This is a genomic window from Comamonas guangdongensis (assembly GCF_041079535.1).
GTDB lineage: Bacteria > Pseudomonadota > Gammaproteobacteria > Burkholderiales > Burkholderiaceae_C > Comamonas > Comamonas guangdongensis.
On sequence record NZ_JBFYGN010000019.1, the window covers coordinates 53,548 to 79,817 of the forward strand.

Below are 26,270 nucleotides of genomic sequence, written 5' to 3' on the forward strand. Positions count from 1 at the left end.
CGTCATGCTCGAGCGCAAAAATATTCGGCAAAAGCTTGCGAACGTTGATGGGAGATAGAGATATCGAACTCCATTCGCATCGGAATTCCAGGCCAACTGCATGTGGACTACCCCTAGGCAGGTAGGCAACCTCGGTCTATCTTTTGAGGGCCGCGACCCAAGCCACCCCGGCGTGATTTTTCACACCCAGTACTCGATGACCATATAGACCGCCCAGGCCACCAGCAGGATGACCAATTGCAGAACCCAGAATTGAGTCATGACCAAGGACATCGCCGCTCTCCTCCAAGTGCGTTGATGGGCTCATCGTCTCACTGTGAGTGCCTGCTGGCAAACGGAGACAGCTCGCCAGTGCGGGCTTTTTTTTACGTCCGCCAGTCGTCCCTGACCTCGTGGATTACCAGGGCCACGAGCACAGCCACCACCCCCAGGCCAGCCAGGTGCATCATGAAGGAAGACATCGTCGCTCTCCTTGAAGTGCAATGATGCACCCATAGTCCCACTTGGAAGGCCTTTCGGCAAATGGAGACAGCCCGCACCTTGCGGGCTTTTTTGTGATCGAGCCAGCACCTCAGATCTTTAGCAAGCAGCTGGTGTGCTCCAAAGAGGCTCAGGTGATCTCAAAGATGTCGTCATCGGACGATGCTGCGCTCTCGTGGTAGATGTCGTAGAGGTACTGAGGCAGCTCGTCGTATGTGACTTCAGAAGGAATAGCCAAGTCCACAGGACCGCGCTTGCCATCTGCCCCGACCAAATAGCAGCGCCATTGCGCATTGGCGCGCTCGATGGCCAGGATGTCGCCAAACACATTGAACCGGTACTTTTCCATGCTTGCTCCATTACTGAGCATTGCATCCTAGCCGTCCCCTGTGCCTCCCTCAGTCACATCAGCCCAATCGGATGAACAGCCGCCCAAACGATCCGGACTCAACCCATAGCAGAGGCAATAAGTTGACTTCCATTTCACCGGCGCTGTCCGCAATCAGTGTCGCAAGCGGGTAGTCACGCATGACCTGTTGCAATGCATCAATCTCGGGAATCGAGAAAAGTGGCCGTATGTACATTCGTTGCTGCCTCCTTGGTGGACAGCAACCAGTGCCGAGTAGCGGCAGGTATCTGAAAGTCGCCTCGGTGCCTGCACCTTCACAGGAGCGAGGACGCTAAGCAGAACCTTGCGTGTACGGCTGCGGCTAAGTAAGGTGTCCCGATGACACGCATCAACACCACCGAGATTTGGGAGCGCCACGGCTATCGCGTAGAACGCATAGAGCAACCCATGGGAGCTCCCCAACGCAATGTGTACGGGCCCGATGGCGTGCTGCTGATCGAGGACACCGAGTACACCGACGAAATTGAAGCCCTGCGCGATCTCGGATTTATTGAATGACCACTGCCCGCCTTAAGCGGGTTTTCTTTTGCCAGCCACCCTAGAAGTGGCTTTTTTGCACCCGGAAATTTTGAAATGTGAGCGTTTAGCCAGCATCCGGCATGCATATGCCCTCCCCGCGGGGCTAAGCGGGGCCATCAAGAAAGAGCGCGGTACTGAAAAACTGCAACCGGGTGATCGAATTCACCCCCTTTGACCGCATTGCCCTGGCTAAGCTGATTCGTCAGACCGCCAAGGCCAGCGACTATGTGGTGCAGCCATTTACGCAAACTGAGCAGCAGGCCATTCTGGACGCCTGCCGCCAGGACGAATGGCCCATGCTCCAGTTCTGGTTCAACTCAGGACTGCGCCCGGGTGAAATGCAGGCACTGCAGTGGGACAACATCGACCTAGACAGGAAGACCGCGAGGATCGTGCTCAACCAAGTGGCCGGCGTCATCAAGGCACCCAAGACAGAAGCAGGCAAGCGAGACGTCGAGGCGGTCGAGGCATTAAAGCTGCAGCGCGCCATGAGCCAAGCCCGGAACCCCTATCAAATCAGGCATACCTATGCATCAACCCTGCTGACAGCTGGTGCCAATCCCTGGCATGTGACCCAGCAGCTGGGGCATGAGGGTGGAAATGGTCTTTCGGACCTACGGCAAGTTCATCCGAGAGGACTACCAGAAGCCTAAGACGGAACAACGGCTTGTCAGCGGGGAGTGATCGGTGCGAATCATGTGCGAAATCGGTGCGAATTTAACGACACCTTACGACACTTTTGGGCAAGAAAAAACCGCCACACGCCGATGTTCTCAGTGTGTGACGGTGTCTTGGGTGGTGGAGCTGGGGGGAATTGAACCCCCGTCCGTAAGCCTTCGCCGGACAGATCTACATGTTTAGTGCTCTGTTTTAAATCTCGCCATCCAAACCCCGCAGGCACACGCTGCTTGGATAGCCAGCTTCCTTAAATCTTGCCAAATACCAAGAAGCCCGGTACCCAGCCAGCTGATGTGAATTCCCTTGCAGCCGGGAGGTATTGCTACCCCCTTGCCCAGCCCATCAGCGTGCTGTTGCAAGGCTCACCGGATTAAGCGGCGAGTGCGAAACGTTCGTCGTTTGCAGTTAGTTTTGTGAATGGAGATTTACGAGCGTCACTCAAGCTCGACATGCACCGCACCGGTCCCGAACCCACGTCGAAACCAGGACAGCCCCTTGATCGCTATTTTAGCCTCTTCCCAGCAATTTCAAGAGCTCAATCGGAGAATTGATGTGTGCATCTGCGCCCCAATGCGAAGTATCGGCCTTGGAGCCCAGATATCCGTAACAGGCAGCCACGGTTTTCATGCCCGCCGCCAGACCGGCCTGGATGTCACGCTCGTCGTCGCCCACATAAATGCAGCTCTCGGGCGCGATCTGCATGCGTCGCGCGGCCTCGAGCAAAGGAGCGGGATGCGGTTTGGAGTGCGGCGTGGAGTCACCGCTGACCACGGCCGCGGCATTGGCGAACAACGGCATCTGACGCGTCAGCGGATCGGTGAAGCGCATAGACTTGTTGGTCACCACGCCCCAGGCCAAAGAGGCCGACTCCAGGTTGTTGATCAGGTCCGACACACCATCAAAAGCATAGGTGCGATGCGTCATGCATTGCTCGTAGTTGCGGAAGAACTCTTCCCGCATCTCGGCAAAGCCCATGGAATCCGGCGTCATGCCGAAAGCAATCCCGAGCATTCCGCGCGCGCCCGCGCCCGCCATATGCCGGTAGGCATTGAGCGGCAGCGAGGGCATGCCACGGTCGATACGCATCTTGTCCGCAGCAGCACCCAGGTCCGGCGCACTGTCGATCAAGGTGCCATCCAGGTCGAAGAGAACGGCTTTCACATGTGTCCACATGCTGATCACTCCTGCGGGCGGCGTGTCGCCAACATATAGTTGATCGAGGTGTCGCTGCTGAGCCAGTAACGACCGGAGATGGGATTGTGCCCCAGCCCCTTGCTGCCCTGGACATCCAGCCCGGCATCGCGCGCAAAGCGAGCCAGTTCGCTGGGGCGCAGCAGCTTCGTATATTCGTGCGTGCCCTTGGGAATCATCTTGAGCACATATTCGGCCGCCACGATCGCCAGCCCGAATGCCTTGGCATTGCGGTTGATGGTGGAAAAGAACACCCAGCCGCCGGGCTTGACCAGGGCGGCACAGGCATGCACGATGGAAGCCGGGTCGGGCACATGCTCGAGCATCTCCATGCAGGTCACCACGTCGAAGGAAGCCGGCCGCTCCTGGGCCAGCTGCTCGACGCTGACCTCGTGGTACTGGATATTGGGAGTGCCGGTTTCCAGCGCATGCAGCTGTGCCACGCGCAGCGCCTTGGTTGCGAGATCGACACCCATGACCTCCGCGCCCTTGCGTGCCATGGAGTCCGCCAGAATGCCACCGCCACAACCGACGTCCAGCACCCGCTTGCCCTGCAACGGCGCCTGCGCATTGATCCAGTCCAGCCTCAGCGGGTTGATCTGGTGCAGGGGCTTGAATTCACTCTCAGGGTCCCACCAACGGTGAGCCAGGCTTGAGAACTTTTCCAGTTCTGCCGGGTCGGCATTGATCGTGTTGTTCATGCCGCCATTGTCGGCGATTACCAGACCGAATCAGGCATAAAAAAAGCCCCGTTGCCGGGGCTTTCTTGTGTCGCAATCAAAAGATTACTGAGCAGCGCGAGTGCCCACCACTTCGATTTCCACGCGACGGTTCTTGGCGCGGCCAGCAGCAGTCTTGTTGTCTGCCACGGGTTGGCTCTTGCCCTTGCCTTCGGTGTACACGCGGCTCTTTTCGATGCCCTTGGACACCAGATAAGCCTTCACGGCTTCAGCGCGACGCACCGACAGCTTCTGGTTGTAAGCCACGGAACCGATGGAGTCGGTGTGACCCACGGCGATGACCACTTCCAGGTTGATGTCCTTGATCTTGCCGGTCAGGTCGTCCAGCTTGGCCTTGCCTTCGGGCTTCAGCACCGACTTGTCGAAGTCGAAGAAAGCGTCAGCCGAGTAAGTGACCTTGGAAGCCACGGCAGGCTGGGGAGCGGGAGCAGGAGCGGGAGCAACAGCTGCAGCGGGGGCAGGAGCAGCAGCAGCCTTCAGAGCGCCGTCGCAATCGGCAGCGGCCGTTGCGGGCGTCCAGCTAGCATCACGCCAGCACAGTTCGTTCGTGCCGTTCTTCCACACCAGCTCGCTGGTGCCGTTTTGCCAGTTGTCGATAGTCTTGCCACCGTCAGCAGCCTTCACTTGTGCGCCAGCGGCCGTCACGAGGGCAGCAGAGGCAAACAACATCGCCACTTTGTTCAGTTTCTTCATGGTTCTCCTCTTGGGGAAAAAGCCGCAGCAGGGCTGCGAATTTGTGGACGTCATCAGTGACCATCACCAAAAACGTTGAAACGATTGTGCCATACGTAACATGCAAGAGTGTTGTCAACTAGGCACCAACAAGTAGGACAGCTGCGTAATTCCCAAGTTATGTTGCTCTGCTGCCACAGGCCATTCGACCTAAAATGGTTGTTTTCCAGCCGTCAAAGTATCGCTAGACATGACCCAGTTTGCTAAAGAAACTCTGCCCATCAGCCTTGAAGAGGAGATGCGTCGCAGTTATCTCGATTACGCCATGAGCGTGATCGTGGGCCGGGCGCTTCCTGATGCGCGCGATGGCCTCAAGCCCGTGCACCGCCGCGTTCTGTACGCCATGCACGAACTCAATAACGACTGGAACCGGCCCTATAAGAAGTCGGCCCGTATCGTCGGTGACGTGATCGGTAAATATCACCCTCACGGCGACAGCGCGGTCTACGACACCATCGTGCGCATGGCCCAGGACTTCTCGCTGCGCCACATGCTGGTTGACGGCCAGGGCAACTTCGGCTCGGTGGACGGCGACAGCGCCGCCGCCATGCGTTACACGGAAATCCGCCTCTCCAAGATCGCCCACGAAACCCTGGCCGATATCGATAAGGAGACCGTGGACTTCGGCCCCAACTACGACGGCTCCGAGCAGGAACCGCTGGTATTGCCCACGCGCCTGCCCAATCTGCTGGTCAATGGCTCCTCGGGCATTGCGGTGGGCATGGCCACGAATATTCCACCGCACAACCTCAACGAGGTGGTTGACGCCTGCCTGCACATGCTGCAGAACCCTCAGGCCTCGATCGACGAGCTGATGGAGATCATCCCCGCGCCGGACTTCCCGACCGCGGGCATCATCTACGGCATCAACGGCGTCAAAGAAGGCTACCGCACGGGCCGCGGCCGCGTGGTGATGCGCGCCAAATGCCATTTCGAGGACATCGATCGCGGCCAGCGCCAGTCCATCATCGTTGACGAGCTGCCCTACCAGGTCAACAAGAAGACGCTGCAGGAGCGCATGGCCGAGCTGGTGCACGAGAAGAAGATCGAGGGCATCAGCCATATCCAGGACGAATCCGACAAGTCCGGCATGCGCCTGGTGATCGAGCTCAAGCGCGGCGAAGTGCCCGAGGTGGTGCTCAACAACCTGTACAAGCTGACCCAGCTGCAGGACACCTTCGGCATGAATATGGTGGCGCTGGTCAACGGCCAGCCCAAGCTGTGCAACCTCAAGGACCTGATCCAGGTCTTCCTGGAGCACCGCCGCGAAGTGGTGACGCGCCGCACGGTGTTCGAGCTGCGCAAGGCGCGTGACCGCGGCCATGTGCTCGAAGGCCTGGCCGTGGCCCTGGCCAATATCGACGATTTCATCGCCATCATCCGCAACGCCCCCACGCCACCCGTGGCCAAGGCCGCGCTGATGGAAAAGTCCTGGGACAGCAAGCTGGTGCGCGAGATGCTGACCCGCACGCGCGTGGACGGCGGTGTGGTCAATGCCGACGACTACCGTCCCGAAGGCCTGGAGGTCGAATTCGGCATGCAGGGCGACGGCCTGTACCGCCTGTCGGAAACCCAGGCCCAGGAAATCCTGCAAATGCGCCTGCAGCGCCTGACCGGCCTGGAGCAGGACAAAATCGTGGCCGAGTACAAGGACATCATGGCGGTCATCGAAGACCTGCTGGACATCCTGGCCAAGCCCGCGCGCGTCTCCACCATCATCGGCGAAGAGCTGGGCGCCCTGAAGGCCGAGTTCGGCCAGAACAAGAAGGGCGAGCGCCGCTCCACCGTCGAGTACAGCGCGCAAGACCTGTCCACCGAAGACCTGATCACGCCCACCGACATGGTGGTGACGCTCTCGCACACCGGCTATATCAAGAGCCAGCCCTTGAGCGAGTACCGCTCGCAAAAGCGCGGCGGTCGCGGCAAGCAGGCCACGGCCACCAAGGAAGACGACTGGATCGACCAGCTCTTCATCGCCAACACGCACGACTATCTGCTGTGCTTCTCCAACCGCGGCCGCATGTACTGGCTCAAGGTCTGGGAAGTGCCCTCGGGCTCGCGCGGCTCGCGTGGCCGCCCCATCGTCAACATGTTCCCGCTGCAGGACGGCGAGAAGATCAACGTGGTGCTGCCGCTCACGGGCGACAACCGCAGCTTCCCCGAAGATCACTATGTCTTCATGGCCACCAGCATGGGCACCGTCAAGAAGACGGCGCTGACCGAGTTCAGCAACCCGCGCAAGGCCGGCATCATCGCCGTGGGCCTGGACGAAGGCGACTACCTGATCGGCGCGGCGCTGACCGACGGCAAGCATGACGTGATGCTGTTCAGCGACGGCGGCAAGGCCGTGCGCTTCGACGAGAACGATGTGCGCCCCATGGGCCGCAATGCGCGCGGCGTGCGCGGCATGAACATCGAAGAGCATCAGAACGTGATCGCCATGCTGGTCGCCGAGGCCGACGACGGCTCGGGCAACGTGGTGGCCGGCTCGCAAAGCGTGTTGACCGCCACCGAAAACGGCTATGGCAAGCGCACGGCAATCAGCGAATACACGCGCCACGGCCGCGGCACCAAGGGCATGATTGCGATCCAGCAGTCCGAGCGCAACGGCAAGGTGGTCGCTGCCACCCTGGTGGCGCCCGAGGACGAGATCATGCTGATCACCGATACCGGCGTGCTGGTGCGCACCCGCGTCGCCGAAATCCGCGAGCTGGGCCGCGCCACGCAGGGCGTGACGCTGATCAACCTGGACGCAGGCGCCAAGCTCATCGGTCTGCAGCGCATCGTGGAAAACGATGCGAACGACAGCGCGGACGGCGGTGACGGCGCCGAAGGCGAACCAGCCGCCGGCGACACGGCCGAAGATTCCGGCAACGCCGCATAAGCCACACACCAAGTCGTCACGGGGCCGCCCGTGACGCATTTTTTGATAGTTGAAAGCGCAGGCTCTGCAAGCGCTTTCATATGTTTTGAGCGTAAATCCGATGAACCGCCCCTACAACTTCTCCGCCGGCCCCGCCGCCATCCCTGAAGAAGTGCTGCAGCAAGCTGCGGCCGAAATGCTCGACTGGCATGGCTCCGGCATGGGCGTGATGGAGATGAGCCACCGCGGCAAGGAGTTCATCAGCATTTACGAGGCCGCCGAAGCCGATCTGCGCGAGCTGCTGGCCGTGCCCGCCCACTTCAAGATCCTGTTCATGCAGGGCGGCGGCATTGCCGAGAACGCCATCGTGCCGCTGAATCTGTCGCGCGCCGGCGTGGTGGACTTTGTGGTCACCGGCAGCTGGAGCCAGAAATCGGCCAAGGAAGCCGGCAAGTACGCCAGCGATGCCCATGTGGCCGCGACAGCCAAGGACAGCGACTACACCACGATCCCCGCCGCCAGCAGCTGGCAGTTGAGCCGTGGAGCCAGCTATGTGCATATCTGCAGCAACGAGACCATCCACGGCGTGGAGTTCCACGAGCTGCCCGACCTCAAGGCCCTGGGCTCGGACGCGCCGCTGGTCATCGATTTTTCCTCGCACGTGGCCTCGCGCTCCATCGACTGGAGCCGCGTGGGCCTGGCTTTTGGCGGTGCCCAGAAGAACATCGGCCCCGCAGGCCTGACCATCGTCATCGTGCGCGAGGATCTGCTGGGCCATGCCCTGCCCATCTGCCCCAGCGCCTTCGACTATCGTGTCGTGGCCGACAACGGCAGCATGTACAACACGCCGCCGACCTGGGGCATTTACATGGCGAGCCTGACCTTCCAGTGGCTCAAGCGCCAGACCGAAGGCAGCCTGACAGGCGTGGCCGCCATGGAGGCGCGCAATATCGCCAAGGCCCAGCTGTTCTACGACTATGTGGACCGGTCCTCGTTCTATGTGAACAAGGTCGCCGAAAACTGCCGCTCGCGCATGAACATCCCGTTCTTCCTGCGCGACGAGTCGCGCAACGACGCCTTCTTGGCCGGCGCCAAGCAGGCCGGCCTGCTGCAGCTCAAGGGCCACAAGTCCGTGGGCGGCATGCGTGCCAGCATCTACAACGCCATGCCCCTGGCCGGCGTGCAGGCGCTGATCGCCTATATGCAGGACTTCGAGCAGCGCCAGGCCTGAGCCCCGCCAGTCACCCTATAAGAGATGAGCTGCCAGCGCCTGATCTGCAAGTACTTCACCAAGGTTTTGGTTTGAAGTCGTCACTGGACAAGCGCCAGCAGCTACGAAATTTGAGGAATTCATGAGCCAAGAACCCCAAGCCAGCCCCGAGCTGCTGACGCTACGCAATCAGATCGACTCGCTGGACCGCCAGTTGCTGGAACTGGTCAACCAGCGCGCCCGCGTGGCCGAACAGGTGGGTGAGCTCAAGAAACTGGAAGGCTCGGCCTTCTTCCGCCCGGACCGCGTGGCCCAGGTCATCGAGAAGATCAAGTCCAACAATCCCGGCCCGCTCAAGGGCGCGCATGTGGCCGCCATCTGGCGCGAAATCATGTCCGCCTGCCTAGCGCTGGAATCTCCGCAGCGCGTGGCCGTGCTCGGCCCGGCCGGCACCTTCTGCGAAGAAGCAGCCATCCAGTACTTCGGCGGCGCGGCCGATCTGATGTACTGCAACAGCTTCGAGGAAGTCTTCCACGCCACGGCCGCGGGCAGCGCCCAGTATGGTGTGGTCGGCGTGGAGAACTCCAACGAAGGCGTGGTCACGCGCTCGCTGGACATGTTCCTGCACACGCCCTGCCATGTGGTCGGCGAGGTCAGCATGCTGATCCGCCACAACCTCATGCGCACCAGCAACTCGCTGGACGGCGTGGAGGTCGTGGCCGCCCACCCCCAGGCTCTGGCCCAGTGCCAGGGCTGGCTGTCCAAGCATCTGCCGCATGCCGAGCGCCGCCCCGTGGAAAGCAATGCCGAAGGCGCACGCCTGGCGGCCCTGCACCCCAACTGGGCCGGCATCGCCAGCGAACGCGCGGCCCAGCAGTTCGGCCTGCACATCGTCAGCCATGCGATTCAGGACGACGCCTACAACCGCACGCGCTTTGCCGTGATCTGCCTGCCGCACACGCTGGCCACGACCCCCCCCAGCGGCCACGACTGCACCAGCCTGGTCATCTCCGTGCCCAACAAGGCCGGCGCCGTGCACGATCTGCTGGTACCGCTCAAGAAGCATGGCGTCTCCATGACGCGCTTCGAGTCGCGCCCCGCGCGCACCGGTCAGTGGGAGTACTACTTCTACATCGATATCGAGGGTCACCCGGCCCAGGCCAATGTGGCCGCGGCACTGGACGAACTGCGCGGCCTGTGCGCGTTCTACAAGGTACTGGGTACCTACCCGGTGGCCAAGTGATGGCGGATCAGGAATTGCAGCCCTTCGAGCAGCTGGGCCTGATTGGCTGCGGCCTCATGGGTGGCTCGTTTGCCCTGGCACTCAAGCAGGCCGGTCTGGTCAAGCGTGTGGTCGGCTACAGCAAATCGCCTTCGACCACCGAACGCGCGCGCCAGCTCGGCGTGATCGATGTGGAAGCCCCCTCCGCCCTGCTGGCCGCGGCCGGCGCCGACCTGGTGCTGCTGGCCGTGCCGGTGGCCGCCACCGAAGCCACGCTCAAATCCATCAAGCATCTGGTCACGCCCCAGATGATGATCATGGACGTGGGCTCGACCAAGGTCGATGTGGTGCAGGCCGCACGCTCGGCGCTGCGCGACCAGATCGGCAGCTTTGTGCCCGCCCACCCCATCACCGGCAAGGAAGTGGCCGGCGTCGAGCATGCCGACGTCAATCTCTACCAGGGCGCCCAGGTCATCCTGACGCCCACCGAGCGCACGCTGACCGCGCATCTGGCCAGAGCCCAGACGCTGTGGCAGGCCCTGGGCTGCAATGTCAAGGCCATGTCGCCCGAGGCGCACGACGGTGCGCTCGCCACCGTCAGCCACCTGCCCCACCTGCTGGCGTTTGCGATGATGCAGAGCGTGCTGGGCCAGCCCAATGCCGACGAGATGCTGTCGCTGGCCGGCCCCGGGTTTCGCGACTTCACGCGCATAGGCGCGGGCGACCCCAAGCTCTGGCGCGATGTGCTGCTGGCCAATCGAGAGCAGGTGCTGGCCCAGTCGCGCCAGTTCCGCCAGGCACTGGAGCAGCTCGAAGGGCTGATGCAGGCCAATGACGGACAAGGTCTGCAGGACCGGCTGACCCTGGCCAGTGCCGCGCGTGCCGACTGGAGCATGGGCGGTAAACGCAGCCCCAAAGTCTGAGGTTTTCACCTTGGAACCCAGGCAGGACAATGGCCATTAGCCATCAAGCGCCAATGCCCTGCCCTTTTTAATCTCGCTGGATCGCGTCATGTTCACCACCGAATTTCTGGATCTGCCCGCACTGGACTCCGCCCATGGCTGCGTCAGTCTGCCGGGCTCCAAGAGCATCTCCAATCGCGTGCTGCTGCTGGCCGCGCTGAGCCAGGGCACGACCACCATCCACGACCTGCTGGATTCGGACGACACGCAGGTCATGCTGGCCGCGCTCAAGCAACTGGGCTGCAAGATCAAGCCAGACAGCGTCACGCCCGGCCAGGCCATAGCCGTCACGGGCATCGGCGGCCAGTTGCCGGGCGGCACCTCGGCCACCCTGTTCCTGGGCAACGCGGGCACGGCCATGCGCCCGCTGACCGCGGCCCTGGCCTTGCTGGGCGGCAACTTCGAGATGACGGGCGTGCCGCGCATGTACGAGCGCCCCATCGGCGACCTCGTCGACGCGCTGCGCCAGCTGGGCTGCCGCATCGACTATCTGCGCGATCAAGGCTTTCCGCCGCTCAAGATCGGCGCGCCCGATTTCAGCCAGTTCAGCAGCCTGCCCATTCAGGTGCGCGGCGATGTCTCCAGCCAGTTCCTGACCTCACTGCTGATGGCCCTGCCCTTGCTGGCCAAGGACCGCGACGTCACCATCGAAGTCGTGGGCGAGCTGATCTCCAAGCCCTATATCCACATCACGCTGGAGCTGCTGACCCGCTTCGGCATCGAAGTGCGGAACGACAACTGGCAGCGCTTTGTGATTCCCGCAGGTAGCCGCTATCGGTCGCCCGGCGCCATCCATGTGGAAGCCGATGCATCGTCTGCCAGCTACTTCATCGCCCTGGGCGCGATCGCCACAGGTGCAGCCGACGAGGCCGATGCCGACAACGCTGCCGAGCCCAAGAGCATCCGCATTCTGGGCGTGGGCCGGGACTCGATTCAAGGCGATATCCGCTTTATCGAGGCCGCCCAGGCCATGGGCGCCCAGGTCGAAAACGGCCCCAACTGGCTGCAGGTCTCGCGCGGCAGCTGGCCGCTCAAGGCCATAGACCTGGACTGCAACCATATTCCCGATGCGGCCATGACGCTGGGCGTGATGGCGCTCTACGCCGATGGCGTGACCACGCTGCGCAATATCGCCAGCTGGCGCGTCAAGGAAACCGACCGCATCGCGGCCATGGCGACGGAGCTGCGCAAGCTCGGCGCCACGGTGGAGGAAGGTGCGGATTTCATCCGCATCACCCCCCCGGCCGCCAGGGCCGACTGGAAAGCCGCCAGCATCCACACCTATGACGACCACCGCGTCGCCATGTGCTTCTCCCTGGCCGCCTTCAACCCGGCCAAGCTGCCGCTGCGCATAGAAGATCCCAAGTGCGTGGCCAAGACCTTCCCCGACTATTTCGAGACCCTGTTCTCGGTCTGCCAGAGCGCCTGCCAGCAGATTCCCGTGATCTGCATCGACGGCCCCACGGCCTCGGGCAAGGGCACGATCGCCGCGGCCGTGGCCGAGGCCCTGGGCTACCACCTGCTGGACTCGGGCGCGCTCTACCGCATCACCGGCCTGGCCGCATCGCGTGCGGGCCTGGAGCTCGACGAAGCTAATGAAGAGACGATTGCGGAGATGGCGCTGGACCTGCCGGTGCGCTTTGGCGCCGACCAGCGCGTGTGGCTGGGCGACGAAGACATCAGTCTGGCCATACGCACCGAGCAGGCCGGCATGAACGCCTCGCGCGTGTCGGCACTGCCGGCCGTGCGCGCCGCGCTGGTGGACCTGCAGCTGTCCTTCCAGCAGCTGCCAGGCCTGGTGGCCGACGGCCGCGACATGGGCACGGTGATCTTTCCCCACGCTCCGCTCAAGGTCTATTTGTGGGCCTCCGCCCAATGCCGCGCCGAGCGCCGATATAAACAATTGATTTCCAAAGGGATTTCAGCTAATATATCCACCCTTTTGGCAGACCTTGAGGCGCGTGACGCGCGCGACATGCAGCGCGCTACCGCACCGCTCAAGCCCGCCGAGGATTCTCTGCAACTCGACAGCTCCGAGATGACCATTGAAGAAGTGGTCGTCCAGGTGCTGACGTGGTGGCAGGAACGCCAGCCGTTTGGCCGCGCTTGATTTATCAGGCGCAGCCCCGCAGCTGACTTGTTGGCCCTTGAAGTCAGGCTTTTGCAGATCGCGAGCCGGCAGCAAGGTTGTTAACCTTTAACCCCGTGGGCCTCAAAACCCGCAACCCTCCGCATTCAGTCATAAAAACGGTGGCGATGGTGCTGCCGGAAACCTGTTTGCGGTCAAGGAACTACATGTCTGAATCTTTTGCCGCCCTTTTTGAAGAGTCGTTGACACGCACCGAAATGCGTCCTGGCGAAGTTATCACCGCTGAAGTCGTGCGCGTTGAGCACAACTTCGTGGTGGTGAACGCTGGCCTGAAGTCGGAAGCCTATGTGCCTCTCGACGAGTTCAAGAACGACCAGGGCGAAGTCGAAGTCCAAGTGGGCGACTTCGTGTCCGTGGCCATCGGCTCCATCGAAAACGGCTACGGCGACACCATCCTGTCGCGCGACACCGCCAAGCGTCTGGCTTCCTGGCTGTCGCTGGAAAAGGCTCTGGAGTCTGGCGAATTCGTGACCGGCACCACTTCCGGCAAGGTCAAGGGCGGCCTGACCGTTCTGGTCAACGGCATCCGCGCATTCCTGCCTGGTTCGCTGATCGACACACGTCCTATCAAGGACCTGACTCCCTACGAAAACAAGACCATGGAATTCAAGGTCATCAAGCTGGACCGCAAGCGCAACAACGTTGTGCTGTCGCGTCGCGCTGTGGTGGAAGCCTCCATGGGCGAAGAGCGCGCCAAGCTGATGGAAACCCTGAAGGAAGGCGCTATCGTTCAGGGCGTGGTCAAGAACATCACTGAATACGGTGCGTTCGTGGACCTGGGCGGCATCGACGGCCTGCTGCACATCACCGACATGGCATGGCGCCGCGTGCGTCACCCCTCGGAAGTGGTGACTGCCGGCCAGGAAATCACGGCCAAGATCCTGAAGTTCGACACCGAGAAGAACCGCGTGTCCCTGGGCCTGAAGCAGATGGGCGACGATCCCTGGATGGGCGTGGCTCGCCGCTACCCCTCCGGCACCCGCCTGTTCGGCAAGGTCACCAACATTGCCGACTACGGCGCTTTCGTGGAACTGGAACCCGGCATCGAAGGCCTGGTGCACGTTTCCGAAATGGACTGGACCAACAAGAACATTGCTCCCACCAAGCTCGTGTCCCTGGGCGACGAAGTGGAAGTCATGGTTCTGGAAATCGACGAAGACAAGCGTCGCATCTCCCTGGGCATGAAGCAGTGCAAGGCTAACCCTTGGCAAGAATTCGCCCAGAACACCAAGCGCGGCGACCGCGTGAAGGGTCCGATCAAGTCCATCACCGACTTCGGCGTGTTCGTGGGTCTGGCTGCCGGTATCGACGGCCTGGTGCACCTGTCCGACCTGTCTTGGAACGAAGCCGGCGAAGCCGCCGTGCGCAACTACAAGAAGGGCCAGGAAGTCGAAGCCATCGTGCTGGCCGTGGACGTCGAGCGCGAGCGCATCTCCCTGGGCATCAAGCAACTGGACAGCGATCCCTTCACGACCTTCGTGACCGTGAACGACAAGGGCCAGATCGTGACCGGCAAGGTCAAGACCGTGGACGCCAAGGGCGCTGAAATCGACCTGGGCGAAGACATCGTTGGCTACCTGCGCGCTTCCGAAATCTCGCAAGACCGCGTGGAAGACGCTCGCTCGGTGCTGAAGGAAGGCGACGAAGTGACGGCCGTGGTGGTGAACGTGGATCGCAAGAGCCGCAACATCCAGCTGTCCATCAAGCAAAAGGACCACGCCGAACAGCAAGAAGCCATGGCTTCCCTGTCCGCCCAGTCCTCCAAGGAAAACGCCGGCACCACCAGCCTGGGTGCTCTGCTGCGCGCCAAGCTGGACGCCGACAAGTAATCAACGTCAGCAGGTCGGTCGGCTCGCCTGACTGACCGCTACGCGTCAAAAACAACGGGCGCCCTGTGCGCCCGTTGTTGTTTCCAACCTAGTTTCCGCCATCCGATGACCCGATCCGATCTCGTCGAAGAACTTGCTGCCCGATTTGGCCAACTCAACCAACGCGATGCCGAGCAGGCCGTCAAGTCCATTCTGGATGCCGTCAGCGATGCCCTGGTGCGCGGTCACCGCATCGAGATCCGTGGCTTTGGCAGCTTTGCCATCAATCACCGCCCGCCTCGCATAGGCCGCAACCCACGCAGCGGAGAATCCGTTCAGGTGCCCTCCAAGCGCGTACCCCATTTCAAGCCCGGCAAGGCCTTGCGCGAAGCCGTGGACAATCTCAAGACCGACACGCCCCCCACGCAGGACCAGGCTGCCTGAGCTGCACCCGCCGCCTTTTGCGCCGATTTGCCGACCGAGGCATGGGCTGGCCTAAAATCTTTCCCGTCACACAAGGGAAAGCATGAAATACCTGCTGTGGCTGCTCAAGGCAGCCATTTTTTTCACTCTGTTTGCGTTCGCACTCAACAACCAGCAAGACGCCACCGTGCACTTTTTCTTCGGCACGGCATGGACGGCGCCTCTGGTGCTGGTGGTGCTGACGGCTTTTGCGCTGGGCCTGTTCATCGGCGTGCTGGGCATGGTGCCACGGTGGCTGAAGCACCGTGCCGCGGCCCGCGAGGCGCGTGCGGCCAAGGCCCGCCAGGCCGAAGCTGCCGACAGCAGCGCAGCAGCGCCGGTGGCCGCCGCCCCGGCTCCGACCTCTCCGATCATTGTGCCGAGCGACGTGCATGGAATTTAATCTGACCTGGATCCTGCTGGGCCTGCCCATGGCTTTTGTGCTGGGCTGGCTGGCCTCCCGCTGGGACTTGCGCCAGGTGCGCGCCGACAACCGCCAGGCGCCCAAGGCCTATTTCAAGGGACTGAACTTTCTGCTCAACGAGCAGCAGGACAAGGCCATCGACGCCTTCATCGAGGCCGTGCAGAACGACCCCGACACCACCGAGCTGCACTTTGCGCTGGGCAATCTGTTCCGCCGCCGCGGCGAATACAACCGTGCGGTGCGCGTGCACGAGCATCTGCTCAGCCGCGCAGACCTCTCGCGGCCGGACCGCGACCGCGCCCAGCACGCGCTGGCGCAGGACTTTCTCAAGGCCGGACTGCTGGACCGCGCCGAGGAATCGCTGCACCGCCTTGAAGGCACGCAATACGAAGCCGAGGCGCGCCTGGCCCTGCTGGCCATCTACGAGCGCTCCCGCGACTGGACTCAGGCGGCCAGCATTGCCCGCAAGATGCAGGCCGCAGACCAGGGGGACTTCAGCGCCCGCCTGGCTCACTATCTGTGCGAGGACGCGCAAGCGCAGATCGCCCACGGCCAGCTCGACACGGCCGGCAGCCGGCTGCAGCAGGCTCTGGAGACCGCTCCCCACGCTCCGCGTCCACGCCTGGAGCTGGCCCAGTTGCAGCACCGCCAGGGGCAATCGGCCCAGGCTTTGCAGACCTTGCAGCAGCTGGCGGCGCAAAGCCCGGCCGCCCTGCCCCTGGCCGCCAGCCTGCTGGTCGAAACGGCGGTCGCCAGCGGCGAGATCGCCGCGGTCCAGGCCCTGCTCGCCCACCACTATGCGCAAGCGCCATCCCTGGACCTGCTGCAGGCCCAGGTGGCACTGGACAAGAAAAGCGGCGACGCCGAGGCCGCCGGCCGCGCGCGCCTGGTGCAGCACCTCGAGCATGAGCCCTCGCTGGTCGCGGCCGCCCAGTGGCTGGCGGGCGAAACCCTGACCGAAGAGCAATACCATGGCGCGGTGCAAAAAGCGCTGGACCACGCCGCCAAGCCTCTGACACGCTATCGCTGCGCGGCCTGCGGCTTCGAGGCCCGCACGCATTTCTGGCACTGCCCCGGCTGCCAGAGCTGGGACAGCTATCCGGCCCGCAGGGTGGAAGAGCTTTAGACCGACCCCTGAATCAAAAAGAGCGTCCCCGGACGCTCTTTTTTGTGTCACGCTGCCTCGCTAATGCGGCTCCCACTCCGCGCCGGGCATGTCTTCGCGCCCTATCAGCCAGGGCAGGCGCGACGAGGCCCCGACCATGGCCCCCACCCCCCAGAACAGCACCGAGACCCCGACCACGGCGCCTATCGAGCCGAACAGCACCGGCATCACCACGCTGGAGCCGTTGATGGCCATCATGCGCAGGCCCAGAGCCTCGCCGTGGCGGTCCGCGGGCGTGATCTGGTGGATCATGCTCATCACCATGGGCTGGACCGAGCCCAGCACCAGGCCCAGCAAGACCGAGCAGCCACCCATGCTCCAGGCATCGGGCATCAGCGGATAGAGCAGAAACAGCACGCATGCGCCCAGCATGGCCCCCATCACCACCACCCACTCGCTCAGATGCCGCGTCAGCACGGGCATGAGCAGGCGGATGACGGCAGCCGCAATCGCAAAAGCGCCAAGAATGCTGCCGATGACCGAAGCCGGCAGGCCGCGCTCATGCCCCAGGATGGGCACCACGAAGGTGTGCACATCCCAGCAGGACGACAAGGCCCAGTTCAGCAGCAACAAGCGCCTGAAGCCCTGGTTCTGCAGCAGATCCCAGGCCGCGCTCTGCTTGCCGCCGGGCGAGGTCTCGGGCGACGGCAATTCCTGCACCGTGCGCGCCCAGAACCAGGCCGCCACGGGCAGCAGGGCCAGCAGCAGAAAGGCCGCCCTGAAGCCGGTCAGGCTGGCCTCCTGCCCGCCCGCATAGTCGATCAGCAGGCCCGCGAAAAACGGCCCGAGAAAATTGGAGACCGCCGGACCTATGGCCAGCCAGCTGAAGACCTTGCGCAACTCCTCCTTGCTGTGGGCCGATCGGCCCACATGGCGCTGCAGCGCGATGATGGCCGCGCCCGCGGCACCGCCCGTCAGCAGCGCGCCCAGACAAAGCGCCGCATAGCTGGGAAAGAGCACGGCCACACCGGCGCCGCAGGATGCCGCGATGACGCTCAGCAACAAGGGCTTTTTCAGACCGTGGCGGTCCGCATAGCGGCCCGCGGGCAGCGAGAGAAAGACCTGGGTCAGCGCAAACAGCGCCAGCAGCATGCCCACCGCTGCCGCGCTATAGCCCTGCTTGAGCGCCAGCAAGGGCGTTGCCATGCGCATGCCCGTCATGCAGGCGTGAATCGAAATCTGGGCGAGTATGAGTCGCAGCAGCGCCGCGTTCATTCCTCTTCATCCTCGGGCTGAGCCACGGCCGGAAACAGCGGCAGGCCGCCGGCCTCTCCGTCGGGCTGAGGCAAGGCCTGGACATTGCGCAGATGGCGCTGAATCGCGCGCGTGCGCACCCCGACCTGATCGAATTTGCGCGCGGCCGCATCGATGGACTTGCGCGTGGCCTCGACCACCTCGCCGAACTTGGCAAACTCGGTCTTGACCTGGCCCAGCACGCCCCAGACTTCGGACGAACGCTTTTCTATCGCCAGCGTCTTGAAACCCATCTGCAGGCTGCTGAGCATGGCTGCCAGATTCGCCGGTCCGGTGACCACGATGCGGCTCTCGTTCTGCAGCGCCTCCACCAGACCCGGGCGGCGCAGCACCTCGGCAAACAGGCCTTCGGTGGGCAGATACATCACGGCAAAGTCCGTGGTGTGCGGCGGAGCGATGTACTTGCTGGCGATCTTCTTGGCCTCGGCGCGGATGGAGCTCTCGAAGGCATTGCCGGCCGCGGCGATGCCCGCGCGGTCCGCGCTGTCCTGCGCATCCTGCAGGCGCTGGTAGTGCTCCACCGGGTATTTGGCATCTATGGGCAGCCAGACCGGCTGCTCGTCGTTGCGGCCCGGCAGGCGAATCGCGAACTCCACCAGCTCGTCGCTGCCCGGCACGGTCTTGACGTTGCGCGCGTACTGCTCGGGCGTGAGCACATTGTCGATGATGGAGCCCAGCTGCAGCTCGCCCCAGGTGCCGCGCGACTTCACATTGGTCATCACGCGCTTGAGGTCCCCCACGCTGCCGGCCAGGGTCTGCATCTCGCCCAGGCCCTTGTGCACCTGCTCCAGCCGGTCGCTGACCAGCTTGAAGGACTCGCCCAGGCGCTGCTCCAGCGTGGCATGGAGTTTCTCGTCCACGGTGCGGCGCATTTCCTCGAGCTTGGCGGCGTTGTCGCTCTGGATGGTGGCCAGGCGCTCGTTGAGCGTGCCGCGCAGCTGCTCGGCCGTGGTCTGCTGGCCCTGGGCCAGAGCGCCCAGCTGCTGGCTCACCGCGTCCTGCAGCACGGCAAACTGATGGCGCAGCTGCTCGCCGTGGCCGCCGAGCTGGTCCTTGAGCGCCGCGCCCATGCTGGTGCTCATATGGCTGAGCTGCTGCTGGATGTCGCCCTTGAGCGAATCCAGCGTGCCGCGCGTGGTTTCGGCCAGGGCCTCGAACCGCTGCTGCACATGGACCGTCTGCTCGGCACTGCTTTGCGCCAGCGCGGCGCGCGCCTGCTGGCTGTCCGCGGTCAGGCGCGTGGCCAGCTGCGCGACTTCTTCACGAAACGCGGCCAGCGCCGCGCCCTGCTCGCGCCTTGCGGCCTGCGCATCCTGCTGGGCCTGGGCCAGCTGGGTCTGCACCTGCAGCGTGACCCGATCCAGGGCGCCATCGCTTTTGGCCACCGTCATCTGCGTGGTCTGGCTGCTGCGCTCGAGCTGCTGCAGCCTCAGGTCCAGCGCCTGCATGCCCTGCAGCAGCTGGGCCTGCAGGCGCATGGACTCGGGCCCGAATGCGGCTTGCAGCTGACGGTGCAGACCGAGCAGCCACCACAGCAGCACCAGCAGCAAGACCACGACCAAGGCGACCGCTGCCGCCAATCCAAGCCCCCAGGTAGTCACCGTTCAGCCAGCCTTTCACACTCTTGTTTTCATAGCTGATAGCGCTTGCAGAGTAAGCGCTATCAGCCATTTCCCCGATTCTTCATGCACCTCACGGCCCGATGGGCGGCGCGGTGGCACAAGCTTGATGCGCGCCGAAGTTTGCAGACACTTGCGCGCTCGCAAATTATCGGTGCTGCAAGGCCGGGCAAAAGCAAGCGGATCAAAACAGATGCTGCGGGCTGTGCAATTGGCGACAGTGAAACGCCAGGCCTCAGGCGTTGGGGCCCACCTGCTGGGCGATGGCCATGGCGAACCTGCCGCCGCCCACGGACCAGTCGGAGTAATCGTTCTCGTGCGTGAAGATGAACACGTCGTTGGGCGCCACACCCGCATTCTTTTCCAGGTTGGCGGCGATATTCGCGTACAGGGCGCGCTTCATGGCATCGCTGCGACCGCGGCGCATGGTGATCTCGACCACCACCACGCGTTCCGAGCGCTGGTAGCCGTTGAAAGTGCGGCTGAAGAAGAACTTCTGCTCGTCATAGTCGTCAACCATATTGAACAGCTCATCGGCCGGCATGCCTATGCCGTCGATCAGGGCCTGATGAATACCGTTGACGATGGCCTGGCGCTGGGCGGCCGTGGTGTCCTTGTGGACGCTGGTGCGGATAAAAGGCATTGCTGTCTCGCTTGAAATAGAAAAAGCCCGCCGTGCGCTCAAGCGCCGGGCGGGCAGAAATTATCAAAGCCGAAAAAGCACTCAGATCACGCATCCGCCCTCAAACTGATGTGACGAGAGCCGACCTAATGAAAACGCATCAGGCAAGCCGATTGACGGGCGTCAGCGCCCCCTTGCCCGCGAAGAAGGAGATCAGATTGTCGGCCGCCAGGCCCGCCATGGCCGATCGCGTGCCCTGGGTGGCGCTGGCGATATGGGGCGTCAGCACCACATTGGGCACGGTGAGCAGATCCGGATGCACGACAGGCTCGCCCTCGAACACATCGAGGCCCGCCGCCGCAATGCGCCGCTCGCGCAGCGCCCGCGCCAGGGCCGCGTCGTCCACGATGCCGCCACGTGCGATATTGATCAGCGTGGCCGTGGGCTTCATCTGGGCCAGCTCGGCTTCGCCTATGGTGTGATGGTTCTCCTGGGTGAAGGGCAGCACCAGCATCACATGGTCTGCGCTGCTCAGCAGTTCTTGCTTGCCCACATAACGCGCCTGGCATTCGGCTTCCAGCGCGGCATCCAGACGCGAGCGGTTGTGGTAGATGACCTTCATGCCGAAACCATGGGCGCCGCGTCTGGCGATGGCCTGGCCTATGCGGCCCATGCCGATGATGCCCAGCGTGGAGCCATGCACCTCGGCACCCGCAAACAGGTCGTAGCGCCAGTCCTTCCATTGGCCGGCACGCAGATAGTGCTCGCTCTCGCAGATGCGCCGGGCCGTGGCCATGAGCAGCGCAAAGCCGAAGTCCGCCGTGGTTTCCGTCAGCACATCGGGGGCGTTCGTGCCCTGCACGCCGGCGGTCGTCATCGCCGGCACATCGAAGTTGTTGTAGCCCACGGCCATATTGGCCACGATGCGCAGCTGCGGGCAGGCCGACAGCAGCGCCGCATCGATGCGCTGCGAGCCCGTGGTCAGCACGCCGTCCTTGCCCTGCAACTGCTGCGCCAGCTCCTGGGGCGACCAGACCACATCCTCCTGATTGGACTGGACGTCAAAGTGCTGCTGCAGGCGCTCTACCACTTCGGGCGAAATGGCCCGGGCAATCAGAATACGGGGCTTGCTGTGCATATCGTTCTCTCCTTGGTATGGGGCGCGGTAGTCATCCACGGTTCCGAGCGCATGCCGGCAGGCCTGCCAGGGCCGCCGCGCAGCGGCTCAGGGGTGGTCTCATTTTCAGAACCAGATCAGCGTGATGGCGATCAGCAGCGGCACCAGAATGCCGAGCGACCAGAGCATGTAGCCGAAAAAGCCCGGCATCCGGACTCCGCGGTCCTCGGCAATCGCCTTGACCATGAGATTGGGCGCGTTGCCGATATAGGTGTTGGCCCCCATGAACACGGCGCCTGCCGAAATCGCGGTCAGGGTCAGCGCCATCTCCGTCATCAGATGCGCAGGCTCGCCGCCGGCCGTATTGAAGAACACCAGATAGGTCGGGGCATTATCGAGGAAGGAGGAAAGCAGTCCCGTCGCCCAGAAGTACATGGCCGGATTGGGCGTGCCGTCGGCATGGGTGACCGCTCGCACCACGGCACCGAACGGGCCGTCAACACCGGCCTTGAGCATGGCGATGACCGGGATGATGGTCAGGAAGATGCCCGCAAACAGCTTGGCCACCTCCTGCATGGGGCCCCAGCCGAATTCGTTGGCCTCGTGCACGCTCCTGGGCGTGAGCTTGAGCGACAGCAGCGCCACCGCAATCAGGCCCGCATCGCGCAGCAGCCCCGGCAGGCCCAGGTGTACGCCGGCCAGCTCCAGGCCAGCGGGCGTGCGCCAGATGCCGCTGATCAGCACCAGCGCCACGACCACGGCCAGCAGCGCAAAGTTCACACCGCCCTCAAAGCCCAGGCGGCTTTGCGCTCCGGTCGCGTCCAGACTGGGCGTGGGGTCCGGCAGCTCGGTCTCGCCGGACTGCCCCATCAGGCGCCGGTCCAGCACATAGAAGATGGCCAGCAGCGCCAGCGTGAGGAACAGCATGGGCCCCCAGACATGGCGCACGGTCCAGAAGAAGTCCACGCCCTTCAGAAAGCCCAGAAACAGCGGTGGATCGCCCAACGGGGTAAGCGCACCGCCGGCGTTGGAGACGATGAAGATAAAGAACACCACCACATGGGCCTGATGGCGGCGGTTGTCATTGGCACGCAGCAAGGGGCGGATCAGCAGCATGGAAGCGCCCGTGGTCCCCATGAAGCTGGCCAGCACCGCGCCTATGGCCAGAATCGCGGTGTTCAGGGCCGGCGAGCCGCTCAGATTGCCGCGTACATAGATGCCGCCAGCCACCGTATACAGGGCAGTGAGCAGGATCACGAACGGCAGGTACTCGCCCAGCAGCGCATGCAGCAGGTTGGAGGCCGCCGCATCGAAGCCAAAGAACAGCGCGAACGGCAGCAGAAACGTCAGGGCCCAGCCCGCCGTCACCTTGCCGAAGTGGTGATGCCAGAAGTGGGGCGCAAACAGCGGCACCAGGGCTATCGACAGCAGCATGCCCACAAACGGCATGCCCCAGGCCACGGACATCGCCGCGCCATCCATTTGCGCGGCCTGCGCGCTGCCCACGGCCAGAGCCATGGCCGCAGCTGCCGCGGCCTTGATCCTCGATTGATTGCTGTTCAAGGGCTTGCCTCCGTCGTCCTTGCTGAGAAGCAGGTCTGGCCTGCTCTTTCTTTTGTGTCTTGGATATTCAGGCCGCTGTCGCGGCCACAGGCGCGACATCGAAGACCTGGCGCAGATAGGCCAGATATTTTTCGTCGTCGCACATGCTCTTGCCCGGCGTGTCCGAGAGCTTGGCCACGGGCTGGCCGTTGCAGCGTGTCATCTTGATCACGATCTGCAGCGGCACATGCTCGGGCGGGCTGCCCAGATCATTGGTCAGATTCGTGCCTATGCCGAAAGCCAGCTTGCAACGGCCGTTGAAGCGCTGGAACAGCTCTATCGTCTTCGGCACCGTGAGGCCGTCGCTGAAGATCAGCACCTTGGTCAGCGGGTCGATCTTGTTGGCCTTGTAGTGGGCGATCAGGCGCTCGCCCCAGTCGAACGGATCGCCGCTGTCATGGCGCGCGCCGTCGAACAGCTTGCAGAAGTACAGATCGAAGTCGCGCAAAAAGGCCGACATGCCGTAGACGTCGGACAGCGCAATCCCCAGATCGCCGCGGTACTCGCGCGCCCAGGATTCGAAGCCGAAGATCTGGCTGTCGCGCAGGCGCGGGCCCAGCGACTGGCAGGCCTGCAGATACTCGTGGGCCAGCGTGCCCAGCGGAATCAGGCCCAGCTTCATCGCATACAGCACATTGCTGGTGCCCGCCAGCTGGCCGGGCTTGCGCTCCGGGCCTTCATGCCCGAGCCTGGCGCAGAGCACGCGCAGCACCTCTTCATGCCAGGCCTTGGAAAAGCGCCGGCGCGTGCCGTAATCGGCAATCTTGAGCGGCTCCAGCCCCGGCTGCTGCAGCAGCGCGATCTTCTCCTCCAGGCGCTTGCGCCCCTCGAGAAAGTTGGGCACGGGCTGGCTGTTGCGGAAATACACCTCGTTGACGATGGCCAGCACCGGAATCTCAAACAAGATGGTGTGCAGCCACGGGCCCTTGATGGTGATATCGATTTCCCCGCTGGGCAGCGGCGTGAGCGTGATGTATTTGTCGTTGAGCTGGAACAGGCTCAGGAAATCCACGAAATCGCTTTTGATGAAGCGCAGCGAGCGCAGATAGGCCAGCTCAGCATCCTGGAAGCGCAGCTTGCACAGCGAACGGATTTCCTCGCGGATCTCGTTGACATAGGGCGCGAGCTGCACGCCCGGATTACGGCATTTGAAGCGGTATTCCACCTGCGCGCCTGGGAACTGGTGCAGCACCACCTGCATCATCGTGAATTTGTACAGGTCGGTGTCTAGCAGGCTGGTGATGATCATGGACGACAGTGGGCCAGGCGGTCCGCTCAATCAGGGAAAAAAGCCGGCACGGCACGCAGGGCCGCCAGCAGCAGTCGGTCTACGAGTGTAGGCGATTCCACAATGCTCACGGCTCTTGCAAGCCCCTACCGCCAAAGGCAGCTTGGGGGCTTCAGCGCCGCGCCCCAGAACCAGCATCAAACAAGCCTCAAATCATTGAAAGTCAAGCGTCTGTAGCTATCAATTCAATGGATTCAGCCCTGCCTCGACAGCACCCGCAAGGGCTCCAGCGCCGCACGCAGCGCAACCGGCAGCGCCACGGGCCGGCGCGTTTCGCGGTCCACATAGACATGGACAAAATGTCCGGCGGCCGCCGACTGCGCTTCACCAGCGGCAAACAGGCCCACCTCGTAGCGCACGCTGGAGCTGCCGATATGCGCCACGCGAATGCCGGCCTCAACCGTCTGCGGAAAGGCCAGCGGCGCAAAGTAATTGCACTGGGTTTCTATCACCAGGCCTATGGTCTGCCCTCCATGGATATCCAGCGCCCCTTGCTCTATCAGATAGGCGTTCACGGCCGTGTCGAACCAGCTGTAGTAGACGACATTGTTGACGTGGCCATAGACATCGTTGTCCGACCAGCGCGTGCTGATCTGGCGCAGAATGGGATAGGCGCCGCGTTGCTGCGGCTGGGCACGCACGGGTTGGCTGGGGCTGATAGGCATGTGCTCATTGTGCCGGGACTGCCGGCTCGCGGCCTGCGCCTTCGGGACAGCTCCGGCCACTGCCGCCAGAACTGGCAGCAGTGGCCAGGGAGCGATTTCCGGGTCGTTTCATGTCGCTTATCCGACATAAAAAACTGTTTCAAATCAATAACCTGCAAAAACCCAATAAGCATATGAATTTTTTGTTGCACCGCAGCAATTTAATGCTTGCATTCCCCAAAAAACTCTTTCACAATCAGTTTCATGCTGCGCTGCAACATGCATATCGCTCAAGGCGGGTGCTCATGTCAGAGCAGATGTTTCCTCCGGTCCGATCCCTTTGTTAGATCCGTAATTTTGGAGAATTGAAATGAGCCTGACCCCTGACCAGATCCTGAGCGCCCACAAAGCCAATATCGAAACTCTGTTCGGCCTGACCAGCAAAGCTTTCGAAGGCGTGGAAAAGCTGGTGGAGCTGAATGTGACCGCTTCGCGTGCGGCCCTGAACGAAGCTGCCCAGCACACCCAGGCCGTGCTGAGCGTCAAGGATGCTCAGGAGTTGCTGGCTCTGCAAGCCGGTCTGTTCCAGCCTCTGGCCGAGAAGACCGCCTCCTACAGCCGCCATCTGTACGACATTGCCAGCAGCACCGCTGCCGAGTTCAACAAGGCTCTGGAAACCCAGTCCGTCGAAGCCCGCAAGAACTTCAACACCCTGCTGGAAACCACGGCCAAGAGCGCTCCCGCCGGCTCCGAATCCGCGGTCGCCATGATGAAGAGCGCCGTCTCTGCCGCCAACAACGCTTTCGAATCCGTGCAGAAGGCCGTCAAGCAGGCCTCCGATGCGGCCGAAGCCAACTTCAATGCGGCCACCAAGACTGCGGCCGAAGCCGTCAAGGCCGGCACCGCTGCCAAGCGTTAAGCACATGGTTTTTTGACATGGCTGGCATAAATCCAGGGTTTACCCTATAATTACCAGCATGTCAGGTCGATATCGACCTTGCGCAAGTTGTCTCCTTGGATCCTCCTGAAACCCCCGTTTCATGGATCCCTTACAGCCCGGCCCTCTTGGTCCGGGCTTTTTTTTATGCGCGCTTTCCTCAGGTCGGCAGT

General features: G+C 62.8%; 25 protein-coding genes and 1 other RNA gene. 12 read left to right on the plus strand and 14 right to left on the minus strand.

Annotated features, from left to right (window positions below; all coding sequences use genetic code 11):
- Positions 1 to 610: 610 nt before the first annotated feature.
- Both AB6724_RS15740 and AB6724_RS15745 read right to left on the minus strand, forming a co-directional pair.
- Positions 611 to 829 (minus strand): DUF7661 family protein, encoded by a 219-nt coding sequence (locus AB6724_RS15740; protein ID WP_369339472.1) that lies wholly within the window; start codon positions 827 to 829, stop codon positions 611 to 613.
- Positions 830 to 887: 58 nt separating this feature from the next.
- On the minus strand, positions 888 to 1,064 hold the full coding sequence (locus tag AB6724_RS15745) for an FMN-binding negative transcriptional regulator (RefSeq protein ID WP_369339473.1): 177 nt from the start codon (positions 1,062 to 1,064) through the stop codon (positions 888 to 890).
- 143 nt (positions 1,065 to 1,207) lie between these two features.
- On the opposite strand from AB6724_RS15745, the gene AB6724_RS15750 reads away from it, so the two are divergent.
- Positions 1,208 to 1,387, plus strand: a complete 180-nt coding sequence (locus AB6724_RS15750) for a hypothetical protein (protein WP_369339474.1) — start codon at positions 1,208 to 1,210, stop codon at positions 1,385 to 1,387.
- Between the two features lie 173 nt (positions 1,388 to 1,560).
- The gene (locus AB6724_RS15755) at positions 1,561 to 2,061 is read left to right on the plus strand and encodes a site-specific integrase (RefSeq protein ID WP_369339475.1); all 501 of its coding nucleotides are present in this window, start codon (positions 1,561 to 1,563) and stop codon (positions 2,059 to 2,061) included.
- Between the two features lie 143 nt (positions 2,062 to 2,204).
- Here AB6724_RS15755 and ssrA read toward each other — a convergent pair.
- The 4 genes from ssrA to ompA all read right to left on the minus strand — a co-directional run bounded on the left by ssrA (position 2,205) and on the right by ompA (position 4,710).
- Positions 2,205 to 2,581, minus strand: a transfer-messenger RNA (tmRNA) gene (gene ssrA, locus AB6724_RS15760).
- 12 nt (positions 2,582 to 2,593) lie between these two features.
- The gene (locus tag AB6724_RS15765; protein WP_369339476.1) at positions 2,594 to 3,259 is read right to left on the minus strand and encodes an HAD family hydrolase; all 666 of its coding nucleotides are present in this window, start codon (positions 3,257 to 3,259) and stop codon (positions 2,594 to 2,596) included.
- Between the two features lie 5 nt (positions 3,260 to 3,264).
- A complete protein-coding gene (gene ubiG, locus AB6724_RS15770) occupies positions 3,265 to 3,978 on the minus strand; it encodes a bifunctional 2-polyprenyl-6-hydroxyphenol methylase/3-demethylubiquinol 3-O-methyltransferase UbiG (RefSeq protein ID WP_369339477.1) in 714 nt (237 codons plus the stop codon).
- 84 nt (positions 3,979 to 4,062) lie between these two features.
- Complete coding sequence (gene ompA, locus AB6724_RS15775; protein WP_369339478.1) at positions 4,063 to 4,710, minus strand: outer membrane protein OmpA; 648 nt, start codon at positions 4,708 to 4,710, stop codon at positions 4,063 to 4,065.
- A gap of 229 nt (positions 4,711 to 4,939) precedes the next feature.
- Between ompA and gyrA the strand changes: the two genes are divergently transcribed.
- The 9 genes from gyrA (at position 4,940) to lapB (ending at position 16,975) form a co-directional block, all read left to right on the plus strand.
- Positions 4,940 to 7,633: a DNA gyrase subunit A gene (gene gyrA, locus AB6724_RS15780; protein ID WP_369339479.1), complete on the plus strand. Its 2,694-nt coding sequence runs from the start codon at positions 4,940 to 4,942 to the stop codon at positions 7,631 to 7,633.
- 100 nt (positions 7,634 to 7,733) lie between these two features.
- The gene (gene serC / locus AB6724_RS15785; protein ID WP_369339480.1) at positions 7,734 to 8,843 is read left to right on the plus strand and encodes a 3-phosphoserine/phosphohydroxythreonine transaminase; all 1,110 of its coding nucleotides are present in this window, start codon (positions 7,734 to 7,736) and stop codon (positions 8,841 to 8,843) included.
- 121 nt (positions 8,844 to 8,964) lie between these two features.
- Entirely contained in the window at positions 8,965 to 10,065 is a 1,101-nt protein-coding gene (gene pheA / locus AB6724_RS15790; RefSeq protein WP_369339481.1) for a prephenate dehydratase, read from the plus strand.
- Complete coding sequence (locus AB6724_RS15795) at positions 10,065 to 10,967, plus strand: prephenate dehydrogenase (RefSeq protein ID WP_369339482.1); 903 nt, start codon at positions 10,065 to 10,067, stop codon at positions 10,965 to 10,967. The genes pheA and AB6724_RS15795 overlap by 1 nt, the downstream gene beginning before the upstream one ends.
- 88 nt (positions 10,968 to 11,055) lie before the next feature.
- Entirely contained in the window at positions 11,056 to 13,116 is a 2,061-nt protein-coding gene (locus tag AB6724_RS15800) for a bifunctional 3-phosphoshikimate 1-carboxyvinyltransferase/cytidylate kinase (RefSeq protein ID WP_369339483.1), read from the plus strand.
- 185 nt (positions 13,117 to 13,301) lie between these two features.
- Positions 13,302 to 14,984, plus strand: coding sequence for a 30S ribosomal protein S1 (gene rpsA, locus AB6724_RS15805; RefSeq protein WP_369339484.1), 1,683 nt, complete (start codon positions 13,302 to 13,304; stop codon positions 14,982 to 14,984).
- A gap of 105 nt (positions 14,985 to 15,089) precedes the next feature.
- Positions 15,090 to 15,407 carry an integration host factor subunit beta gene (locus AB6724_RS15810; protein WP_369339485.1) on the plus strand — a complete coding sequence of 106 codons (318 nt, stop codon included), beginning with the start codon at positions 15,090 to 15,092 and terminating at the stop codon, positions 15,405 to 15,407.
- Between the two features lie 82 nt (positions 15,408 to 15,489).
- Entirely contained in the window at positions 15,490 to 15,828 is a 339-nt protein-coding gene (locus AB6724_RS15815; protein WP_369339486.1) for a LapA family protein, read from the plus strand.
- The gene (gene lapB, locus AB6724_RS15820) at positions 15,818 to 16,975 is read left to right on the plus strand and encodes a lipopolysaccharide assembly protein LapB (protein ID WP_369339487.1); all 1,158 of its coding nucleotides are present in this window, start codon (positions 15,818 to 15,820) and stop codon (positions 16,973 to 16,975) included. The genes AB6724_RS15815 and lapB overlap by 11 nt, the downstream gene beginning before the upstream one ends.
- Before the next feature lie 60 nt (positions 16,976 to 17,035).
- Here lapB and AB6724_RS15825 read toward each other — a convergent pair whose 3' ends face one another.
- The 8 genes from AB6724_RS15825 to AB6724_RS15860 all read right to left on the minus strand — a co-directional run bounded on the left by AB6724_RS15825 (position 17,036) and on the right by AB6724_RS15860 (position 25,454).
- On the minus strand, positions 17,036 to 18,229 hold the full coding sequence (locus AB6724_RS15825; RefSeq protein ID WP_369339488.1) for an MFS transporter: 1,194 nt from the start codon (positions 18,227 to 18,229) through the stop codon (positions 17,036 to 17,038).
- Positions 18,226 to 19,746: a DNA recombination protein RmuC gene (locus AB6724_RS15830; protein WP_439329882.1), complete on the minus strand. Its 1,521-nt coding sequence runs from the start codon at positions 19,744 to 19,746 to the stop codon at positions 18,226 to 18,228. The genes AB6724_RS15825 and AB6724_RS15830 overlap by 4 nt, the downstream gene beginning before the upstream one ends.
- A gap of 376 nt (positions 19,747 to 20,122) precedes the next feature.
- A complete protein-coding gene (locus AB6724_RS15835) occupies positions 20,123 to 20,530 on the minus strand; it encodes a tautomerase family protein (protein WP_369339490.1) in 408 nt (135 codons plus the stop codon).
- A 139-nt stretch (positions 20,531 to 20,669) separates the two neighbouring features.
- On the minus strand, positions 20,670 to 21,647 hold the full coding sequence (locus AB6724_RS15840; protein WP_369339491.1) for a 2-hydroxyacid dehydrogenase: 978 nt from the start codon (positions 21,645 to 21,647) through the stop codon (positions 20,670 to 20,672).
- Between the two features lie 105 nt (positions 21,648 to 21,752).
- The gene (locus AB6724_RS15845) at positions 21,753 to 23,144 is read right to left on the minus strand and encodes a sodium:proton antiporter (protein ID WP_369339506.1); all 1,392 of its coding nucleotides are present in this window, start codon (positions 23,142 to 23,144) and stop codon (positions 21,753 to 21,755) included.
- Between the two features lie 112 nt (positions 23,145 to 23,256).
- Positions 23,257 to 24,477, minus strand: coding sequence for a nicotinate phosphoribosyltransferase (gene pncB, locus AB6724_RS15850; protein WP_369339492.1), 1,221 nt, complete (start codon positions 24,475 to 24,477; stop codon positions 23,257 to 23,259).
- 233 nt (positions 24,478 to 24,710) lie between these two features.
- The gene (locus AB6724_RS15855) at positions 24,711 to 25,181 is read right to left on the minus strand and encodes an acyl-CoA thioesterase (protein ID WP_369339493.1); all 471 of its coding nucleotides are present in this window, start codon (positions 25,179 to 25,181) and stop codon (positions 24,711 to 24,713) included.
- 144 nt (positions 25,182 to 25,325) lie between these two features.
- Entirely contained in the window at positions 25,326 to 25,454 is a 129-nt protein-coding gene (locus tag AB6724_RS15860) for a hypothetical protein (protein ID WP_369339494.1), read from the minus strand.
- A 76-nt stretch (positions 25,455 to 25,530) separates the two neighbouring features.
- Here AB6724_RS15860 and AB6724_RS15865 point away from each other — a divergent pair, with 76 nt between their 5' ends.
- Positions 25,531 to 26,079 (plus strand): phasin family protein, encoded by a 549-nt coding sequence (locus AB6724_RS15865; RefSeq protein ID WP_369339495.1) that lies wholly within the window; start codon positions 25,531 to 25,533, stop codon positions 26,077 to 26,079.
- The last annotated feature ends 191 nt before the right edge of the window (positions 26,080 to 26,270 follow it).